The 26240-nt window shown below is 66.2% G+C and carries 26 protein-coding genes and 1 pseudogene; 15 read left to right on the top strand and 12 right to left on the bottom strand.

Annotated features, from left to right (window positions below):
* Both CXQ90_RS08210 and CXQ90_RS08205 read right to left on the bottom strand, forming a co-directional pair.
* Positions 1 to 839, bottom strand: a pseudogene (locus tag CXQ90_RS08210) (hypothetical protein); the annotation flags it as partial.
* A 55-nt stretch (positions 840 to 894) separates the two neighbouring features.
* Complete coding sequence (locus CXQ90_RS08205) at positions 895 to 1917, bottom strand: LacI family DNA-binding transcriptional regulator (RefSeq protein ID WP_104138307.1); 1023 nt, start codon at positions 1915 to 1917, stop codon at positions 895 to 897.
* A gap of 218 nt (positions 1918 to 2135) precedes the next feature.
* Here CXQ90_RS08205 and CXQ90_RS08200 point away from each other — a divergent pair, with 218 nt between their 5' ends.
* The 7 genes from CXQ90_RS08200 (at position 2136) to CXQ90_RS08170 (ending at position 9580) form a co-directional block, all read left to right on the top strand.
* Positions 2136 to 2513, top strand: a complete 378-nt coding sequence (locus tag CXQ90_RS08200) for an L-rhamnose mutarotase (protein WP_104138306.1) — start codon at positions 2136 to 2138, stop codon at positions 2511 to 2513.
* A gap of 157 nt (positions 2514 to 2670) precedes the next feature.
* Positions 2671 to 3837 carry an L-rhamnose isomerase gene (rhaI, locus tag CXQ90_RS08195; protein ID WP_104138304.1) on the top strand — a complete coding sequence of 389 codons (1167 nt, stop codon included), beginning with the start codon at positions 2671 to 2673 and terminating at the stop codon, positions 3835 to 3837.
* A 5-nt stretch (positions 3838 to 3842) separates the two neighbouring features.
* The gene (locus CXQ90_RS08190) at positions 3843 to 5879 is read left to right on the top strand and encodes a bifunctional aldolase/short-chain dehydrogenase (RefSeq protein WP_104138303.1); all 2037 of its coding nucleotides are present in this window, start codon (positions 3843 to 3845) and stop codon (positions 5877 to 5879) included.
* Complete coding sequence (locus tag CXQ90_RS08185) at positions 5876 to 7384, top strand: rhamnulokinase family protein (protein WP_104138301.1); 1509 nt, start codon at positions 5876 to 5878, stop codon at positions 7382 to 7384. Before CXQ90_RS08190 ends, CXQ90_RS08185 begins: the two co-directional genes overlap by 4 nt.
* Positions 7385 to 7791: 407 nt before the next feature.
* Complete coding sequence (locus tag CXQ90_RS08180; protein WP_104138300.1) at positions 7792 to 8940, top strand: 3-deoxy-7-phosphoheptulonate synthase; 1149 nt, start codon at positions 7792 to 7794, stop codon at positions 8938 to 8940.
* Positions 8941 to 9043: 103 nt separating this feature from the next.
* Positions 9044 to 9256, top strand: a complete 213-nt coding sequence (locus tag CXQ90_RS08175) for a helix-turn-helix domain-containing protein (RefSeq protein ID WP_056634547.1) — start codon at positions 9044 to 9046, stop codon at positions 9254 to 9256.
* A 225-nt stretch (positions 9257 to 9481) separates the two neighbouring features.
* The gene (locus tag CXQ90_RS08170) at positions 9482 to 9580 is read left to right on the top strand and encodes an AURKAIP1/COX24 domain-containing protein (protein WP_003792170.1); all 99 of its coding nucleotides are present in this window, start codon (positions 9482 to 9484) and stop codon (positions 9578 to 9580) included.
* A 527-nt stretch (positions 9581 to 10107) separates the two neighbouring features.
* On the opposite strand, the gene CXQ90_RS08165 is transcribed toward CXQ90_RS08170, so the two are convergent.
* The gene (locus CXQ90_RS08165) at positions 10108 to 10926 is read right to left on the bottom strand and encodes an HAD family phosphatase (RefSeq protein WP_104138298.1); all 819 of its coding nucleotides are present in this window, start codon (positions 10924 to 10926) and stop codon (positions 10108 to 10110) included.
* A gap of 68 nt (positions 10927 to 10994) precedes the next feature.
* Between CXQ90_RS08165 and CXQ90_RS08160 the strand changes: the two genes are divergently transcribed.
* Positions 10995 to 11252, top strand: coding sequence for a glutaredoxin family protein (locus CXQ90_RS08160; RefSeq protein WP_104138297.1), 258 nt, complete (start codon positions 10995 to 10997; stop codon positions 11250 to 11252).
* Positions 11253 to 11339: 87 nt separating this feature from the next.
* Positions 11340 to 12035, top strand: coding sequence for a redox-sensing transcriptional repressor Rex (locus CXQ90_RS08155; protein ID WP_104138295.1), 696 nt, complete (start codon positions 11340 to 11342; stop codon positions 12033 to 12035).
* Between the two features lie 86 nt (positions 12036 to 12121).
* Here the strand turns inward: CXQ90_RS08155 and CXQ90_RS08150 are convergent, their stop codons facing one another.
* The 3 genes from CXQ90_RS08150 to CXQ90_RS08140 form a co-directional block, all read right to left on the bottom strand.
* Positions 12122 to 12985: a hypothetical protein gene (locus CXQ90_RS08150; RefSeq protein ID WP_104138294.1), complete on the bottom strand. Its 864-nt coding sequence runs from the start codon at positions 12983 to 12985 to the stop codon at positions 12122 to 12124.
* Between the two features lie 332 nt (positions 12986 to 13317).
* A complete protein-coding gene (locus CXQ90_RS08145; RefSeq protein WP_258064414.1) occupies positions 13318 to 13788 on the bottom strand; it encodes a hypothetical protein in 471 nt (156 codons plus the stop codon).
* A gap of 555 nt (positions 13789 to 14343) precedes the next feature.
* Positions 14344 to 14892, bottom strand: a complete 549-nt coding sequence (locus tag CXQ90_RS08140; protein WP_104138292.1) for a YceI family protein — start codon at positions 14890 to 14892, stop codon at positions 14344 to 14346.
* Positions 14893 to 15097: 205 nt separating this feature from the next.
* Here CXQ90_RS08140 and CXQ90_RS08135 point away from each other — a divergent pair, with 205 nt between their 5' ends.
* The 5 genes from CXQ90_RS08135 to ccsB are packed head-to-tail and all read left to right on the top strand — an operon-like array spanning position 15098 to position 20061.
* The gene (locus tag CXQ90_RS08135; protein ID WP_104138291.1) at positions 15098 to 15763 is read left to right on the top strand and encodes a histidine phosphatase family protein; all 666 of its coding nucleotides are present in this window, start codon (positions 15098 to 15100) and stop codon (positions 15761 to 15763) included.
* Positions 15764 to 15766: 3 nt separating this feature from the next.
* A complete protein-coding gene (locus tag CXQ90_RS08130) occupies positions 15767 to 16378 on the top strand; it encodes a TlpA disulfide reductase family protein (RefSeq protein WP_181038486.1) in 612 nt (203 codons plus the stop codon).
* A gap of 16 nt (positions 16379 to 16394) precedes the next feature.
* Positions 16395 to 17150, top strand: a complete 756-nt coding sequence (locus CXQ90_RS08125; RefSeq protein ID WP_104138289.1) for a cytochrome c biogenesis CcdA family protein — start codon at positions 16395 to 16397, stop codon at positions 17148 to 17150.
* The gene (locus CXQ90_RS08120; protein WP_104138288.1) at positions 17150 to 18949 is read left to right on the top strand and encodes a cytochrome c biogenesis protein ResB; all 1800 of its coding nucleotides are present in this window, start codon (positions 17150 to 17152) and stop codon (positions 18947 to 18949) included. The genes CXQ90_RS08125 and CXQ90_RS08120 overlap by 1 nt, the downstream gene beginning before the upstream one ends.
* Positions 18949 to 20061, top strand: coding sequence for a c-type cytochrome biogenesis protein CcsB (gene ccsB, locus CXQ90_RS08115; protein WP_104138286.1), 1113 nt, complete (start codon positions 18949 to 18951; stop codon positions 20059 to 20061). Before CXQ90_RS08120 ends, ccsB begins: the two co-directional genes overlap by 1 nt.
* Positions 20062 to 20562: 501 nt before the next feature.
* Here the strand turns inward: ccsB and CXQ90_RS08105 are convergent.
* Positions 20563 to 20997, bottom strand: coding sequence for a PLD nuclease N-terminal domain-containing protein (locus CXQ90_RS08105; RefSeq protein WP_104138284.1), 435 nt, complete (start codon positions 20995 to 20997; stop codon positions 20563 to 20565).
* 278 nt (positions 20998 to 21275) lie between these two features.
* Between CXQ90_RS08105 and CXQ90_RS08100 the strand changes: the two genes are divergently transcribed.
* Complete coding sequence (locus CXQ90_RS08100; protein WP_181038485.1) at positions 21276 to 21584, top strand: DUF4229 domain-containing protein; 309 nt, start codon at positions 21276 to 21278, stop codon at positions 21582 to 21584.
* A gap of 113 nt (positions 21585 to 21697) precedes the next feature.
* Here the strand turns inward: CXQ90_RS08100 and CXQ90_RS08095 are convergent, their stop codons facing one another.
* The 5 genes from CXQ90_RS08095 to CXQ90_RS08075 form a co-directional block, all read right to left on the bottom strand.
* Complete coding sequence (locus CXQ90_RS08095) at positions 21698 to 22579, bottom strand: 1,4-dihydroxy-2-naphthoate polyprenyltransferase (protein ID WP_104138281.1); 882 nt, start codon at positions 22577 to 22579, stop codon at positions 21698 to 21700.
* 139 nt (positions 22580 to 22718) lie between these two features.
* Positions 22719 to 23903 (bottom strand): AMP-binding protein, encoded by a 1185-nt coding sequence (locus CXQ90_RS08090; protein ID WP_104138280.1) that lies wholly within the window; start codon positions 23901 to 23903, stop codon positions 22719 to 22721.
* Positions 23904 to 23963: 60 nt separating this feature from the next.
* The gene (locus tag CXQ90_RS08085) at positions 23964 to 24917 is read right to left on the bottom strand and encodes a 1,4-dihydroxy-2-naphthoyl-CoA synthase (protein ID WP_104138278.1); all 954 of its coding nucleotides are present in this window, start codon (positions 24915 to 24917) and stop codon (positions 23964 to 23966) included.
* Positions 24918 to 24938: 21 nt separating this feature from the next.
* Entirely contained in the window at positions 24939 to 25379 is a 441-nt protein-coding gene (locus tag CXQ90_RS08080) for a VOC family protein (RefSeq protein ID WP_104138277.1), read from the bottom strand.
* A 92-nt stretch (positions 25380 to 25471) separates the two neighbouring features.
* The gene (locus CXQ90_RS08075; RefSeq protein WP_104138276.1) at positions 25472 to 26233 is read right to left on the bottom strand and encodes a CPBP family intramembrane glutamic endopeptidase; all 762 of its coding nucleotides are present in this window, start codon (positions 26231 to 26233) and stop codon (positions 25472 to 25474) included.
* Between the last annotated feature and the right edge of the window lie 7 nt (positions 26234 to 26240).

Below are 26240 nucleotides of genomic sequence, written 5' to 3'. Positions count from 1 at the left end.
TCCGGTGCTGATCCGCAGCCGGACCCGCAGGAACTCCGCGGTGTTCCGGCACCCGTCATCGGCCGGCGACACCCCCGGGACCGGCCGGTGCTCGCTGCGGAGCCGGACGCGGAAGCGGCAACAGAGTCTGGAGAAGCGGATGCGGCAACGGAGTCTGGAGAAGCGCCCTCGGCAGAGCCGGAGGCGGCAGCAGAGGATTCGGTGTCATGGCCCCAGCCGGTGATCCAGCCGGCAGCTTTGCCTGCCGGCCCGGCGGCGTTGCTGATCGCCTCCGTGCGGGTGCGGTCCACTGCCGCCGCGCCGAGGACCTGGAGGTATTCGAACCGGCGGGAGATCTCTTCGGTCAGCCCGGCGAAATCCGCGGCCTCCGCGAAACCGGCCAGGGCCAGCTCCTCCCGCGCGGACTCGATCGCGGCCTCCAGCAGCCCCCGGCACCGCCGCAGATTCGCCATCGCTCCGCCGCTGAAAGCCCCACCGGCAAAAGCTGAATCAGCGGCGGCACCTGCGAAGGCGCTGTTAGTGAACACTGCTTCAGTGAACTGCGGGTTGGTGCTGGACCGGCTGGCGGCAGCACCACCGTCGGAACCTGCGATGCCGACCGCGGTGTTGGCGACCGCGCCGGAGGAATCGTCGCTAACTCCGCGCGGACCGGAACGGGCTCCTGAGGCAACAGATATACCGGCGGCAGCACCGCCGTCGGAAGCCCGACAATCCGCGCGGGAAACGGACGAAGGAACGCTGCGAAGCCGGCGGCCCCGCAGCAGCGAAGCCGCGCTAAGGCCAGGCGTGACCGCCCGCCCCGCGGTGTGATCCGCTGCCTGTTCCCCCATGGCTTCCATAAGGAAACTCTCTCAGAGGGGTCTGACAATTAACGGAGTGGCTTCGGCCGAGTGATTACGCCCCGGCGGTGCTTTGCCGCACCACGAGTTCGGGGGTGAAGATGACCGCGCGGTGGCGCGGTTGCGCCGAATCCGGTGAGTCCAGCTCCTCGGCCAGCAGCTCGATGGCTGTCCGGCCCAGGGCCTCCGTGGGCTGACGGATGGAGGACAGCGGCACCACTGCCGACACGGCGAAGTCGATGTCGTCATAGCCGATCAGCGCGATGTCCTCGGGAATCCTGAGCTTGTGCATCATCGCCAGGGACTGCATAACGCCGAGGGCCAGCAGGTCGTTGGCGCAGAACACGCCGTCCGGAAGCTGGTCCGCGCTGCGTCGGACCAACTGGTCGCCCACACTTCGGCCCGCCAAGACAGTCTGCCCCTCGGAATCCAGTACTTCCAGCGAAGCGTCCGGCACCTCCGCCACGGCGCGTTGCGCCCCCTGGAGGCGGTCCGCCACCTGGCGTATCGTTGTCGGGCCACCCACGAATGCCAGCCGACGGCGGCCAAGGTCCAACAGGTGCCGGGCGGCCAGGTAACCGCCGGCGTCGTCGTCCACGGAAACGGAACTGTACTGTTCTTCATCCGCCAGCCGGTCCACCAGAACGGTTGGCACGCCGCGTTCCCGCAGGATGTCGAGGCGGTCCGTGACGTCACCCACGGGCGAGATCAGCAAGCCCTGAACTCGCTGTTCTTGGAAGAGGTCGATGTAGTTCGACTCGCGCGCTGCATCGTGGCCGCTGTCCCCGAGCAGGACGGCGCTTCCCTGCAGGGCTGCAGCGTCCTCGGCGGCGCGCACCACGGAGGTGAAGAAGGGGTTGCCGACGTCGAGGACAATCAGCCCGATGGTCCGGCTGTGCCCGGCCCGGAGCTGCCGGGCCGCGTCATTACGGACGAAGCCGAGCTCGTCAATGGCCTGCAGGACCCGGTCCTTGGTCCGTTGGGAGACCCGGTCCGGGTAGTTCAGGACGTTAGAAACCGTTCCCACCGCCACTTGGGCATGGGTCGCAACATCCTTGATGCTGGCTGACCGTGACATCTTTCTCCAAGCTCTCTACTGCGGCGACGGCGTGCAAGCTGCTTGGCCGATTCTGTGAACAGCCTGTTTCAGTCCCCGCCCGCTGACGGACAGGCGGACCAAATTCAGGTGAGGGCTCGCATTCACCGAAAACTGCTTGACACCTACTCAAATCCAAGAGTACTTTGAATCGTACCAATGAAACGATTCAAAGATTCAGAACTTCAGGAGAGTCGCAGATGAGGGTGTGTTTTCGATCCTCAGTCCAGCCCGGACTGATCGATGAGTACAGACGCCGGCACGCCGCCGTCTGGCCTGAGATGCTGCGCGCACTCAAGGATGCAGGCTGGCATGACTACTCCCTCTTCCTCGGCGAGGACGGCCTGCTGGTCGGTTACGTCGAGTGCGATGACTTCGACGTCGTCCGGGCGCGGATGGCGCTCACTGCGGTGAACGAGCGTTGGCAGGCCGAGATGGCCACGCTCTTCGAGGACACCGAGCAGCCTCCCGACGCAGGATTTGTACCACTCGAGGAAATCTTCAACCTGGAGGACCAGTTGGCAACGGCCGACGCCGAGCGGCCGGCGCCGGGGGCAACGGCCAGCATGGAGCGCTAACAGCCGCTGACTGCCAGCGCGGACGGACCGGCGCACGGCGAGGCCTGACCGCCGGCGCGGCGGGCTGAGAGAAACTCCCGCGAACTAATAGACGTACCCGGTACGGAGCCGGCCAACAACAGACAAACGCACCATACGAGACCGAAAGACACACATCATGAATGACGTAGCAACGGCGCTGGGCAGGCTCGGGGAGCTTGCGATCGAGGTCCCTTCGTGGGCCTATGGGAATTCAGGCACGCGTTTTAAGGTGTTTGGCACGCCGGGCACCCCCCGGACGGTCCAGGAGAAGCTGGCGGACGCGGCAAAGGTACACGAGCTGACCGGTCTGGCTCCCACGGTGGCGCTGCACATCCCGTGGGACAAGGTGGATGACTACGCGGCCCTGAAGGAGTACGCGGCGGGACTGGGCGTGGGTTTGGGCACCATCAACTCCAACACGTTCCAAGATGACGAGTACAAGTTCGGCTCCCTGACGTCCTCGAACGAGGCAGTCCGGCGCCGGGCGATCGACCATCACTTCGAGTGCATCGACATCATGCACGCCACGGGGTCCAGGGACCTGAAGATCTGGCTGGCGGACGGCACCAACTACCCGGGCCAGGACGACATGCGCGGCCGGCAGGACCGCCTGGCCGAGTCGCTGCACGAGATCTACGCCCGCCTGGGTGATGACCAGCGCCTGGTGCTGGAGTACAAGTTCTTCGAACCGGCTTTTTACCACACCGACGTTCCGGACTGGGGTACCTCCTACGCCCAGACCCTCGCCCTGGGCGAGAAGGCGTTTGTCTGCCTGGACACCGGCCACCACGCGCCGGGCACCAACATCGAGTTCATCGTGATGCAGCTGCTGCGTCTGGGCAAGCTCGGTTCTTTCGACTTCAACTCGCGCTTCTATGCCGATGATGACCTGATCGTCGGCGCGGCGGATCCGTTCCAGCTGTTCCGCATCATGCACGAGGTGATCCGCGGCGGCGGCTTCGGGAAGGATTCCGGCGTCGCGCTGATGCTGGACCAGTGCCACAACCTGGAGGAGAAGATCCCGGGCCAGATCCGCTCGGTGCTCAATGTCCAGGAAATGACCGCCCGTGCCCTGCTGATCGACACCGCGGCACTCTCCGAGGCGCAGCGCGCCGGCGACGTCCTGGCCGCCAACGCCGTGTTCAACGACGCCTTCTACACCGACGTCCGCCCGGCCCTGGCCGAATGGCGCGAATCCCGCGGCCTGCCCGCCGACCCGATGGCCGCGTTCAGGGCCAGCGGCTACCAGAAACAGATCAACGAGGACCGCGCAGGCGGCCAGCAAGCCGGATGGGGCGCCTAATCACAATGACTAACAAGACTGTTGAAGAGCTTATTTCCCGCTCCAACCGCCTCGGCGCGGACAAGCGGAACACGAACTTCGCCGGCGGCAACACCTCCGCGAAGGGCACCGAGAAGGACCCGGTCACGGGCGACGACGTCCAGCTCCTTTGGGTGAAGGGTTCCGGCGGCGATCTGGGTACTTTGCGGGCGGAAAACCTCGCAGTGCTGCGCCTGGACCGGCTGCAGGCGCTGAAGAACGTCTACCCGGGCGTGGAGCGCGAGGACGAGATGGTGGCCGCGTTCGATTACTGCCTGCACGGCAAGGGCGGCGCCGCTCCCTCGATCGACACGGCCATGCACGGGCTGGTGGACGCCGCACATGTGGACCACCTGCACCCGGACTCGGGCATCGCGATCGCTACCGCGGTGGACGGCGAGGCCCTGACCACCAAGATCTTCGGCAACAAGGTTCTTTGGGTGCCCTGGCGCCGTCCCGGGTTCCAGCTGGGCCTGGACATCGCCGCGATCAAGGACGCCAACCCGCAGGCCGTCGGCACCATCCTGGGCGGGCACGGCATCACCGCCTGGGGCGCCACCAGCGAAGAAGCAGAACAGAACTCGCTGTGGATCATCGAACAGGCCGAAAACTACATCCGTGAGAACGGCCGCCAAGAGCCGTTCGGGCCGAAGGTCCCGGGCTACGCAGCCCTGCCGGAGGCCGAACGGAGGGCCAAGGCCGCCGCGCTGGCGCCGGTGATCCGGGGCCTGGCGTCCACGGACAAGCCGCAGCTGGGCCACTTCAGTGACGACCCCGCCGTGCTGGAATTCCTGGCAGCGGCGGAGCACCCGCGGCTGGGCGCCTTGGGAACGTCCTGCCCGGATCACTTCCTGCGCACCAAGGTCAAGCCGCTCATCCTGGACCTGCCCGCCGACGCCTCCATCGAGGACTCCGTCGCACGGCTGAAGGAACTCCACGCGGCCTACCGGACGGACTACCAGGCCTACTACGACCGCCACGCCGACGCCGACTCCCCGGCCCTGCGTGGCGCGGACCCGGCGATCGTGCTGGTTCCCGGGGTGGGCATGTTCGCCTATGGTGCGAACAAGCAGACCGCCCGGGTTGCCGGGGAGTTCTACCTGAACGCGATCAACGTGATGCGCGGTGCGGAGGCGATCTCCAGCTACGCCCCGATCGAGGAATCCGAGAAATTCCGGATCGAGTACTGGGCGCTGGAGGAGGCCAAGCTCGCCCGGATACCCAAGCCCAAGTCGCACGCCACCCGGATCGCGCTGGTCACCGGCGCCGCCTCGGGCATCGGCAAGGCCATCGCCACCCGCCTCGCCGCCGAAGGCGCCTGCGTGGTCATCGCCGACCTGAACCTGGAGAACGCCCAGGCCGTCGCCGCCGAACTCGGCGGGCCGGATGTCGCCGTCGGCGTCCAGGCCGACGTCACGGACGGAAAGCAGGTCGCCGCGGCCATCCGGGAAGCCGTGCTGGCGTTCGGCGGCGTGGACCTGGTGGTCAACAACGCCGGCCTGTCGATCTCTAAGCCGCTGCTGGAAACCACCGAGAAGGACTGGGACCTGCAGCACAACGTGATGGCTAAGGGCTCCTTCCTAGTGGCCAAGGCCGCCGCGCGGGTCATGATCGACCAGGACATGGGCGGGGACATCGTCTACATCTCCTCGAAGAACTCGGTGTTCGCCGGCCCGAACAACATCGCCTACTCCGCCACCAAGGCAGACCAGGCCCACCAGGTCCGGCTGCTCGCGGCGGAGCTGGGCGAGTACGGGATCCGCGTGAACGGCATCAACCCCGATGGCGTGGTCCGCGGTTCCGGGATCTTCGCCGGCGGCTGGGGTGCCAAGCGCGCCGCGGTCTACGGCGTGGACGAGCAGGAACTGGGCAAGTACTACGCCCAGCGCACGCTGCTCAAACGCGAAGTCCTGCCGGAGAACGTGGCCAACGCCGCCGCCGTCCTCACCAGCGCCGAACTCTCCCACACCACCGGTCTGCACATCCCGGTGGACGCCGGGGTCGCCGCAGCCTTCCTGCGATGAGCGCAACGGCACAGGCACCACGTCCGGAAACCGGAGTCGACGGCGCCATGTTCGCCGCCGTCGACATCGGCGCCTCCTCCGGACGGGTCATCCTCGGACGGATCACCGGCGGACGGGACGGCGGCCGACGGATCGGCAGCGGTGCCGCCAAAGGCGGCGTGGTGCTGGAAACCGTGCACCGCTTCCCCAACGGCGTGGTCCAGTCCGACGGCGGCCTCCGCTGGGACTTCGACGCCCTCTTCGCCGAGGTACTCACCGGACTCGCGGCGGCCGGACGCGTCGCCGCGGAACGCGGCGAGCACGTCACGAGCATCGGCATCGATACCTGGGCGGTGGACTACGGCCTCGTGAACGCCGCCGGGGAACTCACCGCCCAGCCGTTCAGCTACCGTGACGAACGCAGCCGCGCGGCCGTGGCCGGAGTGCACCGGCAGGTGGACGAGTCCCGGCTGTACGCCACCACGGGGCTGCAGTTCCTGCAGTTCAACACCATCTACCAGCTCGCAGCCGAGCGGGACCTGGATGGCAAGCAGGCGCTGCTGATCCCGGACCTGATCGCGTTCCTGCTCAGCGGCCAACGGCGCACCGAGGTCACGAACGCCTCCACCACGGGTCTCTTCGATGCCGTGGCGGGGGAGTGGGCCACCGAGTTTTTCACTGCCTTGGGGCTGCGGAAAAACCTGTTTCCGCCGCTGATTCAGCCCGGTGAAACCGTCGGCACCCTGCTGCCCGGGATCGCCGAACGCACCGGCCTTCCCCAATCAACCACGGTGGTGGCGGTCGGCTCGCACGACACCGCCTCCGCCGTCGCCGCCGTCCCCGCCGAACCGGGAAATTTCGCCTACATTTCTTCCGGCACCTGGTCGCTGGTAGGAGTGGAACTGAACCATCCCGTGCTCACCGAGGCCAGCCGGGCAGCGAATTTCACCAACGAACGCGGAGTCGACGGCACTATCCGGTACCTCCGCAACGTCGGCGGGCTCTGGCTGCTCAGCGAATGCCAGCGCACCTGGGCGCAGGAAGGCTACCGGCCCGCGCTGGAGGAACTGCTGGCCGCCGCAGCTGCACTCCCCTCCGGCGGACCGCGGATCAACGCAGACGACCCCGCGTTTATCGCGCCGGACAACATGCCCGGGCGTATCCGCGCCGCGGTCCGGAACACCGGCAACGTCCTGCCGGACGAGCCTGCGCGGATCGTCCGCTGCATCCTGGACAGCCTCGCCGCCGGCTACGCCCGGACCATCGCCGACGCCGAACGGCTTGCCGACGTCGCCGTCGAGACCGTGCACATCGTCGGGGGCGGCTCGCAGAACCGGCTCCTGTGCCAGCTCACCGCCGAAGCCACCGGCAAGCGCGTGGTTGCCGGACCGGTGGAAGCCACGGCCCTCGGCAACGTACTGGTGCAAGCCCGTGCCGGCGGGGCCCTAGCCGGAGGCCTGGCCGAGCTGCGCGCCCTGGTGCGTGCGTCTCAGGAGCTGGACAGCTTCGAGTCGTCGCTGGTCTGAGCGTCGCTGGTCTGAACGTCGACGAGCCTGAGTTTCGTCGCGCCCGAACCGTACGCCGTCTGCCCCGCTTCCCAACTACATAGCAGCAGGTGTCGTTTTGACGGCTCAAAACGACGCCTGCTGCTGCCTAGTTAGACCGGCAACGGCGGAGGGGGGTGAGGGGCGTCACACGGAGTATTGTGACACCTCCCGTTTGCGTCCGGAACGATCCCGCGGTTATGGTCTTGGCTATGACAAACCGTTGGTATGCGTATTTTTCGTTGGCTCTGGAGGGGCCCGCGTCTAACTGACACGCATCCAATTTTCCTTCAGAGCCAACAGGGCAGAGATCATTCTCTGCCCTTCGCCATTTCTCCGGCGGGTTCTGATTTGGGCCCGCTCCGCACCACCCGGAACAGGACCCGCAGATGAGCACCGCAGCAGCCACCGAAACCCAGCAGCCGACGTCGAAGCCGTCCGCATCGCAATCAACGTCGAATCTGAGGGTCAGTGAGTTCACTGCACTGCCCACCCCTCAGGAGATGATCGCGGACCTGCCGCTGGACGCCCGCGTGGCGGACGTCGTCGAACGCGGCCGGGACGAAGTCCGGGCCATCATGGACGGCGTGGACGACCGCCTGCTGGTGATCGTGGGCCCGTGTTCCATTCACGATCCCAAGGCCGGCCTCGAGTACGCCCGCCGCCTTGTCAGCCAGGCCGAGAAGCACAAGGAAGACCTGCTGATCGTCATGCGCGCATACTTCGAAAAGCCGCGCACCACGGTGGGCTGGAAGGGCCTGATCAACGATCCGCGCCTTGACGGAACGCACGACATCGCCGGCGGCCTGCGCGCCGCCCGCCGTTTCCTGCAGCAGGTCACGGCGCTGGGACTGCCCGCCGCCACCGAGTTCCTCGAGCCGATCAGCCCCCAGTACATGGCGGACCTTGTGTCCTGGGGAGCCATCGGCGCCCGGACCACGGAAAGCCAGATCCACCGCCAGCTGGCCTCCGGGCTGTCCATGCCCATCGGCTTCAAGAACGGGACCGACGGCGACCTGCAGGTGGCGGTGGACGCCTGCAGTGCCGCCGCGGCCCCGCAGGCGTTCCTGGGGATCGACGGCGACGGCCGGGCAGCGCTCGTGGCCACCGCGGGCAACCCGGACACCCACGTAATTCTCCGCGGCGGACGGAAGGGTCCCAACTACTCCGCGGCCGACGTCGAGGCCGCGTCGGCCAAGCTCGCTGCCAAGAACCTGAACCCGCGGCTGATCGTCGACGCGAGCCACGCCAACAGCGGCAAGAGCCACCACCGCCAGGCCGAGGTTGCGCTCGAAATCGGCGCCCAGCTCGAGGGTACGGGTGAGGCGCCAAGTGCGATTGCCGGCGTCATGCTGGAAAGCTTTCTGGTGGGCGGTGCCCAGAATCTGGATGTCGCCGAACATGCCGCGGGACGATCGGCCCTGGTCTACGGACAGAGCGTAACGGACGCCTGCATGGAGTGGGACGTGACGGCGTCGGTGCTGGAGCAGCTTGCTGCGTCGTCGCGCAAACGCAGGGCTTTCACTATGGCCCCGTGAGCCTCTAGAGTAACTAACACACGGTTGTTCGATGGCTCAGCATCGGCGCACCGAAGACAAATTGGGGTCGCCGCAAGTTGCTGAGAGCAAAGGAATATGGGAAATGTCCGCAGAGTCGAACTTCTCGAACGCCAAGTTCTTGACCGTGGCCGAGGTGGCTGAGCTTATGCGTGTCTCCAAGATGACCGTGTACCGCTTGGTCCATTCCGGGGAAATGCCGGCGGTCCGGTTCGGCCGGTCCTATCGGGTCCCGGAGAGCGCCGTCGAGCAGTACCTCAAGGGCGCTGTCGTCGACGGACACTCGGATACCGCGTAACGGCTGGTGCTGTTTGTCCGCACGGTCTCCATGATCAAAGCAGCCGCCTTGGGGGCTGCTGCAGGTCATGGGGCGGCCGCGGTCAGAAGGTGCTCCGGATAAGCGGTACGCTGTTAAGGAACGTTTTACGTCATTGTAAGAATCTGTCAGTTGTTTCAGTCTGTTGCTTAGTCCACGGACCTTCTCCACCAGACAGGTACTGCATCTAGTTTGTAAGGAACTTTCGTGGGTTCAGTTATTAAGAAGCGTCGCAAGCGTATGGCCAAGAAGAAGCACCGCAAGTTGCTTCGTAAGACCCGCCACCAGCGTCGCAATAAGAAGTAGAGATACTTTCTACGCGTCAATGCCCGCCCCTTTCGAGGTGCGGGCATTTTTGCGTCCCCGTGGCCGCGGGCCTTTCGGTTGGGTTTGCGTCCCTCCCCTTCGCCTCACCTGGGCGTCCGACGCCCACGGCGCTTCGCCGTCGCTTAGCGTTCAGCCCTGCCCACCCCTCGCAAGCTCGGGCCGGGGCCCGCGGGCTTTCACTTCGCCCGAAAGGCGTTCCGACGGTCGCTGAGCGACCTCTGGCCCGCGTTCGGTCGCGATGCGCTCCTACGCGAAACACCGCGGGCGTTGTTAGGTCGCCTTCTCGACGCTGCGGGCATCGAGGGTTGCCAACACGAACCACCGGGGGAGCGTCCTGTCGCCTTCTCGGCGCGGGGCGTCGATGGGTTGCCAACACGAACCACCGGGGGAGCGTCCTGTCGCCTTCTCGGCGCGGGGCGTCGATGGGTTGCCAACACGAACCACCGGGGGAGCGTCCCGTCGCCTTCCCGGCGGATGGTGCCTCTCGACGCGCAAACTGGCTGGCGTTAGACCCGGGGGCCGCGGAAGCGGGAGTAGCCTCGCCATAGGCCGTAGATGGCTCCGCCTGCTGTGGCGGCCTTGAGGCCCAGGGTGGCGGCGCGGCGGCCGGAGCGGAAATCGTAGACCGGCCAGTTGTGCTCGCGGGCGTGCTTGCGCAGCCGGGCGTCCGGATTGATGGCCACGGGATGGCCCACGAGGGTCAGGAGCGGGATGTCGTTGTAGGAGTCGCTGTAGGCCCAGCAGCGTTTGAGGTCCAGGCCTTGGGCGTCCGCGATGCCCTGGACCGCCACGGCTTTGGCAGCGCCGTGCAGGATGTCGCCCACCAGCCTCCCGGTATAGAAGCCGTCCCTGATCTCGCCCACGGTCCCCAGGGCGCCGGTGAGTCCAAGCCGCGTGGAAATGACCGTGGCCACCTCGATCGGAGTGGCCGTGACCAGCCAGACCTTGCGCCCCACGCGCAGGTGCTGCTCGGCGAGGGCCTTTGTTCCCGGCCAGATCCGGGAGACAATCATCTCGTCGAAGACTTCCTCGCCCAGGGCCTTGATGTCCTCCTCCGTGATGCCGGCCGCGAGGGTCAGCGCGGAATCCCGCACCGCGTGGACGTCGTCCATGTTCTCGCCGCGGAGCACGAACTTAAACTGCTTCCACGCCATGCCGGCTGCCTGCGGAAGGGTGAACGCACCCCGCTGATGCATCTTCCGGGCCACGTGAAATAGGCTGGCGCCCCTCATGAGGGTGTTGTCGACGTCGAAGAACGCGGCCTCGCCGTGTTGCTGCGGTGCAACCGGATGCTGGACCACAGCGACGTACTTCTCCTCGGGCATGCCACCGAGTCTAGTCAATGCAGGGCATGTGCCCGGCCGGCGGGCCGTTACCGCGATACGGTTGAAGCATGGCAAACCCCGACGTCGTCCTCCTCACCAAAGCTGACTGTCACCTGTGCGCCGCGGCGCGCGACGCCGTCGGGCGGGTTACCGCGGCCCTGGGACTTGCGTGGACGGAGCGGTCGGTGGACAGTGACGACGCCCTGCGGGACCAATACGCGGAGGAGATTCCGGTGGTGTTCGTGGACGGAATCCAGCGGGACTTCTGGAAGATCGACGAAGCCAGACTGGACCGGGTCCTGCGTCAGGCGATGGCGCGGCAGTAGCCAGTTCCGCGCAATGGCACCGGGCTTTGTTGACATAAGTGATGGGGATCTAGAGTGGACTCACAACGCGACGCAATGGAGCAGATAGTGACTTCGCTCGATTCACCACCCCAGGCCGTGCCCGGGGACACCGGAGCTGCCGGCAAGCAGATCCCGCCTGCGGCCGTGGCCCGGCTGACCATCTACTTGCGCGCCCTGAACACTTTGATGGCCGAGGGCACCGAACGCGTGTCCTCCGAATCGCTGGCCGAGGCATCGGGAGTCAGTTCGTCCACGCTCCGCAAGGATCTGTCCCATGTGGGCTCGTACGGTACGCGCGGCGTGGGATATGAGGTTCAGTACCTGAGCCGTCACATTGCCGCCGCACTGGGACTGACGCATGACTGGAAGGTCGCGATCGTCGGCGCCGGCAACCTGGGCAAGGCGCTCGCCAGGTACGGCGGCTTTGAATCCAGGGGATTCGACGTCGTTGCCATTTTTGATGCCGACCAAATGGTGGTGGGCAATGAGGTTGGCTGGCTCCGCGTCAGCGATGTTGCAGACCTTGAGCCGGTGCTGGAACGGACAGGCGCCAACATGGTGGTTTTGGCCTTGCCCGCAGCCGTCGCCCAGAGCGTGTGCGACCGAGTGGTGGCGGCCGGCGTCCACAGCATCCTGAGCTTCGCGCCAGTGATGCTCCAGGTTCCCGACGGCGTCAACCTGCGCAAGGTGGACATGGCCACGGAGCTGCAAATTCTGGCATATCACGCGCAACGGGCGCAGACCCCGGGTCAGCCGGAGTAAATCCGGCGTGGCTGGGACCGCGCCCGTTAGCTGGTTGCGTGCGGTGCTTGGCGGCCGTGGCTAGCGGCAGTGCCTGGCGGGTATGCCTAGCGGCCGAAGGGGCCGCCCGGCTGCGAGTACGGGTTGGCGAACGGCTGGGGCTTCTGGAAGTACGGTGCCGACGCGGGTAGGTACAGCATCACAATCGCGGCGATGCCGAGGAGGGCCACCAGCGTGTTCAGGCCAAGGGGGAAGAGGCTGAACACCGACAGCGCCGCCAGGACCGTTCCCAGGATGCGTGCCCAGTTCTTGCCCTTGCGGACGTTGAAGGCCACCAGCGCGTAGAGCCCTGCGCCGATCAGCGCGAAGACCACCATGGTTCCGACGATGAAGCCCTTGACGTCCTCGAACGCAATGTTTTGGCCGCTGCCGCGGAGCTGATCCTCAAACGTGCTGCGCATGGCGGGATCATCCAGCGTTGGGATCGTGAGCAGGACCGACAGGACCGACAGGACGCCGGCGGCGATGATCATCCAAAACGAAGTGTTCACAAGCTGCGGCACACCGGCAGCCGTTCCGCCGCCCTGTGGCTGTTCGGACGGGTACCCGTAGGGGGACTGGCCGTAGGGTGATTGACCGTACGGGGACGCGGCGGATGCCGGCTGCTGACCATACTGCGGTGCGCCCTGCCCGTACTGGGGCTGCTGCGGTGCGCCCTGTCCGTACTGGGGCTGCTGCGGTGCGCCCTGACCATACTGCGGGGAGTTCTGGCCGTACTGCGGAGCGGGCGGGGTGTTCTGCCCATACTGCGGGGCAGGCGGGGTGTTCTGTCCGTACTGGGGAGCGTTCTGGCCGTACTGCGGAGCATCCTGACCGAAGCGGGGCTGAGCGCCGCGGGCTTCCGTATCGTCCTGGTTCGGCTCGTGGGAGTTCGGGTCGCTGGGATTTGTGGGTACTGGAGGAGTGCTCATGAGCGGTCCTTTGCGAATTGACGTCGGGATCGGCCACCGGGTTCAGAAGCCTGCCCTGCCCCCAGCATGGTTCACTTCCACCGTACCCCTCTGCGGGCACGGTGAAGATCATTCCGCAGAGGTATTCTTGCGGCGCGTCCGCACGCCGGGAGGCCGGACGAGCGACCCGCGTAAGGGGGCTTCAAACGAAGCCCGACGGCGTAACACCCCGCTGCTTTCACGGAGACTTGAGCGCCGCATGGCACCGGCCCCGGCAGTGCATCGCACGGGTGACGGCCCGAGCCCCGACGGCGCCTGCCGCCGTGACTCTGACTGCAATCGTCTGGCTGCACTCAGACCGATCCCCGTGCGGCGGCAAACCAGTTCTGGGATTTCGGCACCCACATGAGCACGGTTGCCACGAGGCTGATCAGGAATCCCAGCCAGTTTCCGTCTTGGCCGGCGGCGAAACTCGAATTGATGACTGCCAGCAGCAGCGACACGCCTGCGACAATTGTCAGCGCCAGCCGGGCCCACTCCCGGCCTTCCTTCATCTTCATGGCAAGGACAATCTGCGCAGCGGCCAGCGCAATTGCCATCAGCACCAGCAACAGCACCAGGATGGCCACGCCCGGAAGGATGGCAAAGAGCACCAGGGCTCCGAACAATCCGATCACGCCGCCCAAGAGTCCGAGCAGGCCGCCGATCACCCAGATCCAGTAGGACACCTTCAGCTCCGTGGGGAGACCTGCCACTTCGAAGATGCCGGAGAAGCCGCCATTGGGCATGACTTCGTAGAAGCTGCGCGGGCGGTCGGCGGGCATCTCGAAGCGTCCGGCGCCGCCTTGCGGCCCCGCCTGCCAACCCTGCTGTCCGGACGGCTGCCCGTCCGGGTGCCCTGTGTCCTGCCCGTAGCCATATGTCGGTTGCGCGCCGTCCTGCTGCCCCGGCGGCTGGAATCCTTCGGCAGGCTGGCTACCTGTTGGAGGTTGCGACCCCGCCGGCTGTGACCCCGCCGGCTGTGAACCTGCTTGCTGTGACCCGGTTGGCTGCTGTCCTGCTGCAGGCTGCGGACCGGCTGGCTGCTGACCCGCAGGTGCGGGATGGTCCTCAGGCGGCGGCTCGGAGCCCGGCTGTTGAGGCTTCGGTTCATCGCTTGGGTTGCTCATGGCTCTCACTGTAGACCCGCGATTTGGCGAATTCTAGGAGGTCCAGGGCCATGTCCGAGCCGCCTCGGAACGCCAGTTTGGAGACGGCTATTGTGCCCGTTCCCGCATGCGAAATCCCCGGCCCGCGGCAACGCAAAACGCCCCGCCCGTGGTGTTCACGGGCGGGGCGTCGGCTTTGCATTACGTGGCTGGGAACCCAGCCGCGGCAACCTAGGCCGCGGGGGCGATGAAGGCCAGTTCCAGGTTGATGGCAACCTTGTCGCTGACCAGCACGCCGCCGGCTTCCAGCATGGCGTTCCAGGTCAGGCCGAAGTCCTTGCGGCTGATGGTGGTCTCAGCCGAAACACCGGCGCGGGTGTTGCCGAACGGGTCCACGGCTACGCCGTTGAATTCGGTCGCGAGGGCCACCGGGCGGGTAACACCCTTGATGGTGAGGTCGCCCTGGAGTTCGTAGCCGTCGCCGGCGGCAACCAGCCCGTTGGATACGAAGGAGATTTCCGGGAACTTCTCGACGTCGAAAAAGTCTTCGCCGCGGACGTGGCCGTCGCGGTTCACATCGCCGGAGTCGAAGCTCGCGGTCTGGATGGTGGCGTTGATCTGGGAATCAGCGACGTTCTCAGCGAGGTCCAGGGTTGCGGCCGCGTCCTTGAACTGGCCGCGGACCTTGCTGATGCCTGCGTGCCGAACAGTGAATGCGATTTCGCTGTGCGAGTTGTCGAGGGTCCAGGTGCCGGGGGTGACGTTGGTGGGAAGTGCCATGATGGTTCTCCTTGGATCTGTGGACGAAGCGGGACGATCTAGAGTTGAAGCTCCATTGGTTGAAGTATCAACTAACTGCTGCATCCAGTATAAACATGCATTTGCATCTTTTATTCCATCGCCGGGGAACATTTCGGAAAATTCATGAGTTCTACTAGATGTAGAAGATTTCCGATCGTCCGACATCTTTGAGAAACTGGTACTCATGCCCCAAGCCACTGTTCATTTGCTCCGCCACGGCGAGGTCTACAACCCCGAGGGCGTCCTGTACGGCAGGCTGCCTGAGTTCCACCTCTCCGAGCTTGGCCAGCAGATGGCGCAGACCCTCGCGGAGCACTTCCGCGACCGTGCCTCTCACGGTGCAAAGATTGTCTATCTCGTCGCCTCCCCGCTGACCCGCGCGCAAGAGACGGCCGAGCCCACGTCCCGGGCGCTCAGCCTGGACATTCATACAGACCAGCGCATCATCGAGGCTGAAAACCACTTCGAAGGCCTCAAGGTCACCAAGGCCGAGCTGCGCAGGCTCAGGCATTGGCCCAAGCTCGTGAACCCGCTGAGGCCGTCATGGGGTGAGCCGTACAAGGATCAGGCCGCCCGAGTGAGGGAAGCGGTCCAGGACGCCCGGGCCAAGGCAATAGAACTCGGCGGCGACGGCGCGGAGGCCATCATGGTCAGCCACCAGCTTCCCATCTGGGCCACCCGGCTCAGCGCTGAAGGCAAGCCCCTCTGGCATGATCCGCGCAAGCGCGAGTGCACGCTGACCTCGCTCACCTCCCTGATTTTCGACGGCGACGGGACCCTCCTGCGCGTCGAGTACAGCGAACCGGCCGCAGCCCTCCTGCCGGGCGCCTCCACCACTCCCGGAGCCTGAACCATGCCCAACAGCCCCATAAGTTCCCGGCGCAGCGTGCTTGCCGCCGGCGGCCTAGCCCTGACGGCGCTCACGCTGGGGCTGTCCGCGTGCGCGCAGGAAGACGCCCTGGCGAAGCAGGCCAGGGCCGGGGATAACAAGAACTATGTGGCTGGCGACGGCTCCGTGACGGAATTCGCCGCGACCGACCGCAAGTCCGCCGTCGACATCGAGGGCAAGCTTTTCGACGGCACCGCCGTGACGGCCAAGGACTTCCTGGGCAAGGTGACCGTGCTGAACTTCTGGTTCGCTGCCTGCGCGCCGTGCCGGGTGGAAGCGCCCTCGCTCGAGGCCCTTCACCAGGAATTCAAGAGCAAGGGCGTGCAGTTCTTCGGCGTGAACCTGCGCGACGAGAAGGCCACCGCTGACGCCTTCGACAAGACCTTCGGCCTCACGTACCCGAGCTTCAACGACAAGGACGGCGCCGTGCTGCTGGCCGTGTCCGGACTGGTGCCTCCGGGGGCGGTCCCCACCACGCTGGTGGTGGACAAGCAGGGCCGGGTGGCCTCGCGCGTGCTGGGGGAGATCCAGAAGGGTACCCTCAAGGCCCTCATCCAGTCCGCCGTGGCAGAGTAGCGGCGGTCTCCCCAACGTGAACAGCCCCTTCGCCGAAGCCATCCTGAACGGTTCACTCCTGCTTGCCATCCCGGTGGCGCTCCTGGCAGGCTTCGTGTCCTTCCTCTCGCCCTGCGTGCTACCACTCGTGCCCGGATACCTGGGCTATGTCACGGGGCTGACCGGCGTGGACCTGCAGAAGCAAAAGCGCGGCCGCATGTTCGCCGGAATCGGCTTGTTTGTTCTCGGATTCTCGGTCATCTTCGTGCTGCTCGGCGGGGCCTTCGGCCAGCTGGGGACGCTGATCACCGGTTCGCAGAACGCCTGGATCACGCAGTTGCTGGGCGTCCTCGTGATCATCATGGGCGTCGTGTTCATGGGCGGTTTCGGCTGGCTTCAGCGCGACGCCAAGATTCACGCCAAGCCGCCGGCAGGCCTTTGGGGCGCACCGCTGCTCGGGATCACCTTCGGCCTCGGCTGGGCGCCCTGCATCGGACCCACATATTCGGCCGTGCAGCTGCTAAGCCTCTCCGGCGGCTCCTCTGCCGCGAAGGGTGCGTTCCTGGCGTTCGTCTACAGCCTGGGCCTGGGCATCCCGTTCCTGCTGATCGCCCTCGCGGTGCGCCGCGGCGCCGGCGTGCTGTCCTTCTTCCGCACTCACCGGGTGGCCATCCAGCGGACCGGCGGCGGAGTCCTGATAGCCCTCGGCCTCCTGATGGCCACGGGAGTCTGGGGAGCCTGGGTCACCGAGTTGCAGTACTGGTTCCAAAACGATGTGAAGTTGCCGATCTGATGAGCGAGCGTGTGAAGCCAACCAAGAAATCCCCCGGAGCGGCCGGCCCTAAGGCTGCGCCCGAAGGTCCCCGCAAGGACCCCGTCAAGGCGGCCAAGGCTGACGCGGCGCTCCCTGCGCTCGGGATCCTCGGCATGCTCCGCTGGGCGTGGACCCAGCTGACCAGCATGCGCACCGCCCTGTTCCTCCTGCTGCTGCTCGCGGTGGCGGCGGTGCCCGGATCCCTGTTCCCGCAGCGTCCCGCCAACCCGTCGGTGGTCACGCAGTACATCAAGGACCACCCCGACTACGGCAAGATTCTTGATTCGCTCCAGCTCTACGACGTGTACTCGTCGGCCTGGTTCTCGGCCATCTACATCCTGCTGTTCATTTCGCTGATCGGTTGCGTCGTTCCCCGCGCCATCGCGCACTACCGGGCCATGCGCTCCCAGCCGCCGCGCACCCCGAAACGCCTCTCCCGCCTGCCGGAGTACGGCACTCTGGTGGTGCCCGCGGAAGCCGGCGTCCCGGCGTCGGACGCCATTGAAGACGCTGCCGCGCTGCTCAAGAAACGCGGTTACCGCGTTGAAGTACGGCACGACGACGGCGCGCGGCCGTCTTTGGGGGCGGAGCGCGGCTTCCTCAAGGAGGTGGGCAACCTCGTCTTCCACACCTCGCTGATCGGCGTGCTCGTGTCCGTGGCCCTCGGCGGACTGTTCGGCTACAGCGGCCAGCGGATCCTCGTGGAGGGCGATACTTTCGTGAACACGCTGGTGGGCTACGACCAGTTCACGCCGGGCACCAACTTCCAGAGCAGCCAGCTCGAGCCCTATTCCATCCAGCTGGACAAATTCCAGGCGACGTTCGACCGCGAATCAAAGGGCAAGTTCGGCCAGCCCATCGACTTCACGGCGGATGTCACCACCAAGGAAAACCCCGGGGCGCCGGCCAAGAAGGAAGTCCTCAAGGTCAACGATCCCGTGACCCTCGGCGGGACCAGCATCTACCTGACGGGCAACGGCTACGCCCCGGTGGTGACGGTCCGGGACGGCAAGGGCAACATCGCCATGCAGGGTCCCGTGGTGGCGAAGCTGCAGGGCGAGAACTACTACTCGTCCGTGGTGATCAAGGTTCCCGACGCCAAGCCGGAGCAGCTCGGGTTCGCCGGCTTCTTCCTTCCCACGGCGTTCGTGACGGACAAGGGAATCTCCTTCAGTGGGGACCCGGACCTCATCAACCCGCAGCTGAGCCTGAACTCGTACTACGGTGACCTCGGCCTGGACAACGGCGCCCCGCAGAACGTGTTCGAACTCGACGTGAAGGACCTGAAGCCCCTTAATAGCCGGGACCTCGCGGCCGGCGGCATCACACTGGCACCGGGCAGCACCTACACCCTGCCGGACGGCAAAGGCTCCATCAGCTTCGACGGTGTGAAGAAGTACATCGGCGTCGACATCCATCATAATCCGGGCCAGCTCTCGGCTCTGATCTTCGCGCTGCTGGCGGTGGCCGGGCTCGTCGTGTCGCTCTACGTCAACCGGCGGCGCGCCTGGGTCCGCACCGGCACGCACGAGGACGGCAGGACCATGGTGGAATACGGCCTCCTGGCCCGCGGTGAGGACCACCGGCTGGCAGGCGAGGCCGTGGCGATCCGCGGGCTGCTGGCAGGCGCGTGGGGCCTGGACTCCCAGAAAGCTGCCAGCGGACGGGCGGATAATGGGCCGGCGGACACCTCTGGCGCCGACGGTCCCGCGGGAAAGCCCTCAGAAGACTTCATCCAGTCAACAGCAGGCTCACACGAGTCAAAGAAGGACCAGTAATGCCTCCCATCAACGAAACCATGGGCCAGTACAGCGAGCTCTTCATGTTGCTGGCGGCCGGCACGTACACGGTGGCGTTCATAGCCTTCGCGTGGGACCTCGCCAAGAGCAGCAAGGCGCTCCGGACCGTGGACCTCAAGGCTGCCGCGGCTGCAGGGACGCCGGCCGCCGGCACAAAGGTCCCGGTGGCCGCCGGCTCGGTCCGCGGTGCGGCCGCGGACGCCGACCGTGTAGCGGGGCACCTGGCCGGGCCTGCGGGCCGTGCCGAGCGGCCGTCGTCGTCCGTTTCTGCGGGAGGGCCCGGCAGCGGAGCGGGGCAGACCGCCGATGCCAGCATGAAGTACGACGCCGAGCGCCGCGTTCCTGCCCGCGTGGCCGTCGCGCTGACAGTGCTGGGCGCCGCCATCCACGCTGCCGGCGTCCTGACCCGTGCCGTGGGCGCAGGCAGGGTGCCGTGGGGCAACATGTACGAGTTCCTGACCACCGGTGCATTCGTGGCCGTGGCGGTGTTCCTTGTGGTGCTGATTCGCCGCGACCTGCGCTTCCTGGGCACGTTCGTGGTGGGTCTGGTGATCATCATGCTGGTGGCTGCCTCCGTGGCCTACTGGACTCCGGTGGGACACCTGGTGCCTGCGCTGCAAAGCTACTGGCTGGTCATCCACGTTTCCATCGCGGTGCTCTCCTCCGCACTGTTCACCCTGACGTTTGCCATGTCCGCGCTGCAGCTCGTGCAGTCGCACCGGCAGAAGACCATCGCAGCCGGGGGAGCGGACAAGCTGGGCTTCATGCGCTTGGTGCCGTCCGCCCTGAGCCTGGAGAACCTGTCCTACCGGATCAACGCCATCGCCTTCATCGGCTGGACGTTCACCCTCATGTTCGGCGCCATCTGGGCTGAGAAGGCCTGGGGCCGCTTCTGGGGCTGGGACACCAAGGAAGTGTGGACGTTCGTGATCTGGGTGGTCTACGCCGGCTACCTGCATGCCCGAGCCACCCGCGGCTGGACCGGGACCCGCGCGGCCTGGCTGTCGATCGTGGGCTACCTGTGCGTGGTCTTCAACTTCACCATCGTGAACCAGTTCTTCAACGGCCTGCACTCCTACTCGGGGCTGTAGCGCAGGCGGGGCTACTTGCTCCGTTCGCCCATTCGACCGTTGGACCGGTCGCCAGAAGTGGCCGCTCAGCACATGCATTGGGCGGCCATTTTCGGCGATTCGGCGGGGCGGCACACGGTTGGGCATCGGATCGTGGCTTCTCCTGGCGGACTTGCGACGTGAACTTCCTCTGCGGGCCTAGCGTTTGCAGGCCTAGTGCCCGGGCTTCCAACCCCGGCGAATCAGCGCCTGCCGCACCCTGGTCGCGGCGTTGGGCTCCATGCCGGGAGCGAACGGGTCCAGATCCCACTGAGTTAGGACCACCACCAGCCAGCCGAGCCCGCGCGCGTTCTCGTCACGGAAAATGTCGCTCCGCCGCTGGGTGGGGGGGTGGCATGGTGGCCGCCGTCGTACTGGATGGCGATCTTGTACTTCTCATAGGACATGTCGGGGTCCTGGATCCAGCCGGCGGTTTCATCTAGCAGCGGCAGGTCCTGGCCGGTCCGTACTAGCTGGTAGTTGCTACTTGATCTCGGGGTTGCCCTCGGCGCTGGCATCTCCAGCGCCAGGAGTGCCGGGGTTCCCGGTGCTGGGGCTACCGGTTCCATGCGGGCCGGCGCCGGGCTTGGGCTTCTTCGAGTCGAGGTCGTCCTTCAGCTTCCTGAGGCGCTCGGCTTCGGCCTGGTTGCGGCGGCGCAGCTCCAGGTTGCGGAGGAAATCGGGGTCGTCGTCTGGCGCAGTGGGGTGGCGGTACGTCTGCTGCTGTGCCGGGACCGAGTAGCGGGGGCGTCCGATCAGGAACCACAGCGCGGCACCAACGATCGGCAGGAAGACAACAATGATGATCCAGGTTGTTTTGGAAAATCCCCGGGTGAGATGCGCATCAGTCCGGATCACGTCCACAAGTCCGTAGACGTATATGGCAAGAATGGCGACTGCAATGGCAACACGGAGCATGCAATCAGTCTAGCCTCCGGACGCCCCAGCGGAGATTACAGTATGCCCACAGAACCCGCCACCAAATAGCCGGTGAACTTTGTCCGGACCGCGGACGCAAGAGGTCAAGGGCCGGGGCCGGCTTTGCGACCCGGGGCATAGGAAGAGCCGACACCAGCCTTACAAGCGCCTAGGGCGCCGGGGGATCGCAGTGGATGCCCGGTGACAGTGAGGCGGCTTGCTCAGGAAGGGGCACCGGGGCGGAGCGTACGTTCAGGGACGACGGCTAAACTTGGATAGTGGCTTTCTTGAAATACTCCCTGATCCGGCTCGCCCTCTTCGTACCGCTGTTTGCGCTGTTCGTCTTCCTGCAGCTGGGATGGCTCCTCGCCGTCATCTGCGCGGGGCTGATTTCCTTTGCCATCAGCTACCTCTTTTTCCAGAAGCAGCGCGATGCCGCTGCGGCCTCCCTGCACGCCCGCTTCTCTGGCCGCGCCAAACCCCTGCGTACCGCGGGTGAAGTGGACGACGCCGAAGCCGAGGATCACCTGGTCGATTCCAACCCGGACATTACAGTCCGCAATGATCTCCGGAACAAGGAAGCCTAGCGAGCCACCGGCACCGGCCTCAAAGCCCGCACGGACCTCAAAGTCCGCACCAGCCCCTAAGGTCCGGCGCCAGCCCTAAAGCTCGCGCAGCCCCTAAGGCCCCGCGCCGTTCCCTAGATCCCGTGGCTCAGCACGAGTCCGAGGGAGAACAGCAGCGCATAGCCGAGGTTGATGAGGCCAGTCTGCTTCAGGACCGGGATGAGGCTCTTGCGCTTCCGGCCGTTGATCATGAGCCACGCTGGCATCAGGCAGGCCGGGATGAGCAGCAACACGATCAGCATCCAGGGCCGGCTGGGCGCGAGGATCACCACCAACAGGATGGCGACGGCGAGCATCAGCACGTAGCTTTCACGGGCGTGCTTGTCGCCCAGCCGCACGGCCAGCGTGCGTTTCCCGGCCTGGACATCGGACGGGATGTCGCGGACGTTGTTGGCCATCAGCAGGGCGCACGCGATCAAGCCTGTGCCGATCGCCCCCACAACGGCCGGCAGGCTGATCTGGCCCGCCTGCGTGTATGTAGTGCCTAGCGTGGCCACCAGCCCGAAGAAGACGAACACGAATACGTCGCCCAGGCCCATGTAGCCGTAGGGATTTTTGCCTCCCGTGTAGCCCCAGGCGGCCATTACGCAGCCGAGTCCCACCAGCAGCAGCCACCATGTCTGCGTGATGATGATGAGCATCAGCCCGAACAGCATGGCCACGGCGAACGCACCGAACGCGGCGTATTTGACGTGCTCCGGGCTAGCGGCGCCCGATCCCACGAGCCGCAGCGGCCCCACGCGGTTCTCGTCCGTGCCGCGGATCCCGTCCGAGTAGTCGTTGGCGTAGTTGACGCCCACCTGCAGCAGCAGTGCCACCACGGCCGCCAGGATGGCGTTGAGCGGGCGGAAGGCGGCCATCTCATAGGCCGCCGCAGAGCCGATCAGGACGGGGGCGATCGCGGCCGGCAGGGTGCGGAGCCGGGCGCCTTGGATCCATTGTGCGGCTGTGGCCACGGTGAGTACCTCGTGTTGGTTCGGTGGAGCGTTCGGTTAAGCGTTGGGTGGAGCGTTCGGCGCAGACAATGCCCGTGCTGGAAGCGTAGCTTCGGTGATTCAATGCGCGCCGCATCAACGGGGCGCGGCGGGAACCAGTCTATTTTCCCCGATGGAGGGCGTTGAGCCGTTCAATCATCGCGAGCCGGTCAGGTTTCCCGTTCGGCAGCATGATCAGCTCGCTGGCCGGAAGGACGGTCTTGGGGGCCATTAGTCCCAGCGTGCGGTGCCAGCGCTCAACCCAGGCCACCCCGTCGGCGGCAGTCGATAAGGCACCGGCAGAAGAAGAAGAGGCAGCAGAAGAAGAAGAAGAAGACCCGCCGGCCACGGCCACATAGGCTGCCACGGCCTGGCCCCACTTCGCAGACTCGACGCCGGCCACGAACGCCGCGGTTACGCCGTCGGACTTTTCCAGCTCGGCCTGCACGTGCGCGGCGGAGACTTTGACCCCGCCGGTGATGATGACGTCGTCCGCGCGGCCGAGGACGGTGAGGCGGCCGTCGGAGTCCAGCGCGCCAAGGTCGTTGGTGCGGTACCAGCGCACGCCGTCTTCCTCGGTGAATGCCTCCCTGGTCAGGCTAGGTGCGTCCAGGTAACCGGCGGACAGCGTGGCCCCGCCCAGGTGGATGCGGCCGTCTTCGGACAGCCGGACTCCGACGCCCTCTAGCGGAAAGCCGTCGTACACGCAGCCGCCGCAGGTCTCCGCTGCGCCGTAAGTCGTGATCACGCGGATCCCGGCCTCGCGGGCGGACTCGAGGAGCGCAGCAGGGGCCGGTCCGCCGCCGAGCAGGATGCCGTTGAAGCGCCGCAGCACCGCCAGGGTGTCGGCCGACGGCTCCTCCAGCAGCCGCTGCAGCTGCGCGGGAACCAGGGACGTGAAGCGGATCTTGTCCGTCAGCTCCAGGGCCGCGGCGGTGAAGCCGTCCGTGGTGAACCCGTTGGACAGGTCCATGGCCCAGGGCCGCGTTCCGGCGAAGAGCGACCGCACCAGCACCTGCACGCCGGCCACATACTGCACCGGCAGCGCCAGGAGCCACTGGCCTTCCCCCTTGAGCGCGAACGCGGTGGCCATGGAGGACGCCGCCAGGGCGTCCACCGTCAGGACCGTCGCCTTGGGCGTGCCTGTGGACCCGGAGGTGCGCACCACCACTGCGGCGTCGTCGATCCCGGGGGTTTCGACAAGCCGGACCACCGGTTCGCCGTTGTGGCCGGAGGAAAGTTCGACGGCGGGACCTTCACCGTGGAGGGCCGCCGCGAGCGCCTTGAGCGCGGGTTCGATGTTCACTTCGCCTGCCTTGGAAACGTGGGCCTGGGAATCATGGGCTGCCTTTGGCTAGTGGGGTGCTCAGAAGTAATGCGGGAACCTGGACCAGTCCGGATCGCGCTTTTCAAGGAAGGCCTCCTTGCCCTCCACGGCTTCGTCCGTCATGTAAGCCAGCCGCGTGGCTTCGCCAGCGAAGACCTGCTGGCCGGCGAGGCCGTCGTCGGCGAGGTTGAAGGCAAACTTCAGCATGCGGATGGCCTGCGGGGACTGCCGGGCGATGTCCGCGGCGTACTCCAGGGCCACTTCCTCGAGCCGTTCGTGGTCCACGGCCTCGTTCACGGCGCCCATCCGGACCATGTCGTCGGCCGAGTATTCGCGGGCCAGGAAGAAGATTTCCCGGGCAGATTTCTGGCCGATCTGGCGGGCGAGAAGCGCTGAGCCGTAGCCGGCGTCGAAACTGCCCACGGTGGCGTCGGTCTGCTTGAACTTGCCGGATTGGCGGGAGGCGATGGTGAGATCCGAGACGACGTGCAGGGAATGGCCTCCGCCGGCGGCCCAGCCGTTCACGACGGCGATGACCACCTTGGGCATGGTCCGCATGAGCCGCTGCACCTCCAGGATGTGGAGCCGGCCGGCGCGGGCGGGGTCGATGGTCTCCTGGGTTTCACCGTCCGCATAGCGGTACCCGTCCCGGCCGCGGATCCGCTGGTCCCCGCCGGAGCAGAACGAGTGCCCGCCGTCTTTGGGCGAGGGGCCGTTCCCTGTGAGCAGGACCGTGGCGACGTCCGGAGTCATCCGGGCGTGATCCATGGCGCGGTACAGCTCGTCCACCGTGCCGGGGCGGAAGGCGTTCCGGACCTCGGGGCGGTTGAACGCGATCCGGACGGTGGGCAGGTCCCGGACCACGGCGCCGTCCTCGGAGCGCTCCACCTGCCGGTGGTACGTCATGTCCTGGAAGTCGTCGAAGCCGGACACGGTGCGCCAGCGCGACGGGTCGAACACATCGGATACCTTGGCGGGGATTTCGTTGCTCACCGTCCAAGTCTAGTAATCGCGTCAGCTGATGCAGAACTCGTTGCCCTCGGGGTCCGCCATGGTGTGCCATTCATGCGGGCCTTCGTTGGCGGTCCAGAGGAACGTGGCGCCGCGGGCCTCAAGCTCGGTGCGGACCTCGTCCTTGTCCCGGCCCTCAAGGCGCACGTCCCAGTGCACCCGGTTCTTGACGGTTTTCTGCTCCGGAACCGTCTGGAACAGGATGCGGCGCGCAGGCTGCTTGGCGTCGAGCTCCTCATCTGGGCGAATCGCTGCACCGGTAGCCCAGACGAGCTTGCCGTTGTGGGTCGTGGTTTCAGCCTCCGTGGCGTAGCCCTGCTCAATCATGGAGCGGATGAAGGCCTCGTCCTGGGGTTCCGGGGACCAGCCCAGCGTTTCTGCCCACCAGTCGGCGAGATCATGTGGATTCTTACAGTCGACGACGATCTGAATCTTGAGTCCCATGGGACAAAGCTACGACGACGGCGGCCTCCCTGAACAGGGTGGTGCTGAACAGGGTGGTACAGAACAGGCAGCGCCCGTGGCGTCGCGGGAGGTTACCCCGGGACCTGCTGCAGCTGGTCGAGCAGTTCCGGCGGGATCGTGTAAAGGAAGATCGCGGCCAGCAGGTTCTTGGCCGCGTGGACGAAGTAGGAGAACATCAGGTTCCGGCCGGTCCACACATACACGAACACCAAGGTTGCCCCCATGGCCAGGTACGGCATGAGTGCGGCGACGGTGAGGGCTTCCTGGCCCACGATGTGCAGCGCGGCGAAGAGCAGCACGGACAGGGCGCAGCAGATCCAGATGTTGATGCGCCTGCTCAGTTTGCCGATCAGCAGGTGCCGGAAGATGTATTCCTCCACGAACGGCCCCACCACAACCACGAGCGGCACCATCAGCCAGGCCGGCACCTGCCGCATGAGCGCCTGCAGCCCGGCCTGGTTGGCGGACGTCTCCGTGGTGCCGCCCACCATCACCAGGACGGCGGTGAAAATCATCATGGCAATCACCGAGACCGGCACCATTGCGGCTGTGAACCACGGCCTGGTGGCCAGCACCTTGAGGTCGCGTGCCACCACGTGGCGGGCGGCGAACAGCGCCAGGATGCCCAGGCAGCCGTAGAACAGAAGGTTTATTCCATACGACGCGACGGCGGGGGACGGGGCAATCTGCCGGAGCAGAGGCAGGAGCAGGTTCCCGGCCACGGCAAAGAAAGCGGCCAGAGTCACGTAGAGGCCCACCGTCGTGAAGTCCAGCGGCGAAAAACGGTAGAGGTCCGGGCGCGGCGGGGGAACGGTGCGTCGGATAGTCGCCATGCTTCTA

Source organism: Arthrobacter sp. ZGTC131, from assembly GCF_002929275.1.
GTDB lineage: Bacteria > Actinomycetota > Actinomycetes > Actinomycetales > Micrococcaceae > Arthrobacter.
The sequence above is the reverse complement of the archived record's forward strand: the minus strand, read 5'-3'. Positions and strand labels throughout refer to the sequence as shown.

What these genes read in the sequence shown, in the direction of transcription:
- CXQ90_RS08165 (WP_104138298.1), bottom strand. Translation starts at nt 10,926, where the DNA reads ATGCCCGAGGAGAAGTACGTCGCTGTGGTCCAGCATCCGGTTGCACCG.
- rhaI (WP_104138304.1), top strand. Translation starts at nt 2,671, where the DNA reads ATGAATGACGTAGCAACGGCGCTGGGCAGGCTCGGGGAGCTTGCGATC.
- CXQ90_RS08160 (WP_104138297.1), top strand. Translation starts at nt 10,995, where the DNA reads ATGGCAAACCCCGACGTCGTCCTCCTCACCAAAGCTGACTGTCACCTG.
- CXQ90_RS08130 (WP_181038486.1), top strand. Translation starts at nt 15,767, where the DNA reads ATGCCCAACAGCCCCATAAGTTCCCGGCGCAGCGTGCTTGCCGCCGGC.
- CXQ90_RS08135 (WP_104138291.1), top strand. Translation starts at nt 15,098, where the DNA reads ATGCCCCAAGCCACTGTTCATTTGCTCCGCCACGGCGAGGTCTACAAC.
- CXQ90_RS08145 (WP_258064414.1), bottom strand. Translation starts at nt 13,788, where the DNA reads ATGCCCGCCGACCGCCCGCGCAGCTTCTACGAAGTCATGCCCAATGGC.
- CXQ90_RS08185 (WP_104138301.1), top strand. Translation starts at nt 5,876, where the DNA reads ATGAGCGCAACGGCACAGGCACCACGTCCGGAAACCGGAGTCGACGGC.
- CXQ90_RS08075 (WP_104138276.1), bottom strand. Translation starts at nt 26,233, where the DNA reads ATGGCGACTATCCGACGCACCGTTCCCCCGCCGCGCCCGGACCTCTAC.
- CXQ90_RS08200 (WP_104138306.1), top strand. Translation starts at nt 2,136, where the DNA reads ATGAGGGTGTGTTTTCGATCCTCAGTCCAGCCCGGACTGATCGATGAG.
- CXQ90_RS08105 (WP_104138284.1), bottom strand. Translation starts at nt 20,997, where the DNA reads ATGCTCCGTGTTGCCATTGCAGTCGCCATTCTTGCCATATACGTCTAC.
- CXQ90_RS08120 (WP_104138288.1), top strand. Translation starts at nt 17,150, where the DNA reads ATGAGCGAGCGTGTGAAGCCAACCAAGAAATCCCCCGGAGCGGCCGGC.
- CXQ90_RS08190 (WP_104138303.1), top strand. Translation starts at nt 3,843, where the DNA reads ATGACTAACAAGACTGTTGAAGAGCTTATTTCCCGCTCCAACCGCCTC.
- CXQ90_RS08180 (WP_104138300.1), top strand. Translation starts at nt 7,792, where the DNA reads ATGAGCACCGCAGCAGCCACCGAAACCCAGCAGCCGACGTCGAAGCCG.
- CXQ90_RS08175 (WP_056634547.1), top strand. Translation starts at nt 9,044, where the DNA reads ATGTCCGCAGAGTCGAACTTCTCGAACGCCAAGTTCTTGACCGTGGCC.
- ccsB (WP_104138286.1), top strand. Translation starts at nt 18,949, where the DNA reads ATGCCTCCCATCAACGAAACCATGGGCCAGTACAGCGAGCTCTTCATG.
- CXQ90_RS08140 (WP_104138292.1), bottom strand. Translation starts at nt 14,892, where the DNA reads ATGGCACTTCCCACCAACGTCACCCCCGGCACCTGGACCCTCGACAAC.
- CXQ90_RS08150 (WP_104138294.1), bottom strand. Translation starts at nt 12,985, where the DNA reads ATGAGCACTCCTCCAGTACCCACAAATCCCAGCGACCCGAACTCCCAC.
- CXQ90_RS08080 (WP_104138277.1), bottom strand. Translation starts at nt 25,379, where the DNA reads ATGGGACTCAAGATTCAGATCGTCGTCGACTGTAAGAATCCACATGAT.
- CXQ90_RS08205 (WP_104138307.1), bottom strand. Translation starts at nt 1,917, where the DNA reads ATGTCACGGTCAGCCAGCATCAAGGATGTTGCGACCCATGCCCAAGTG.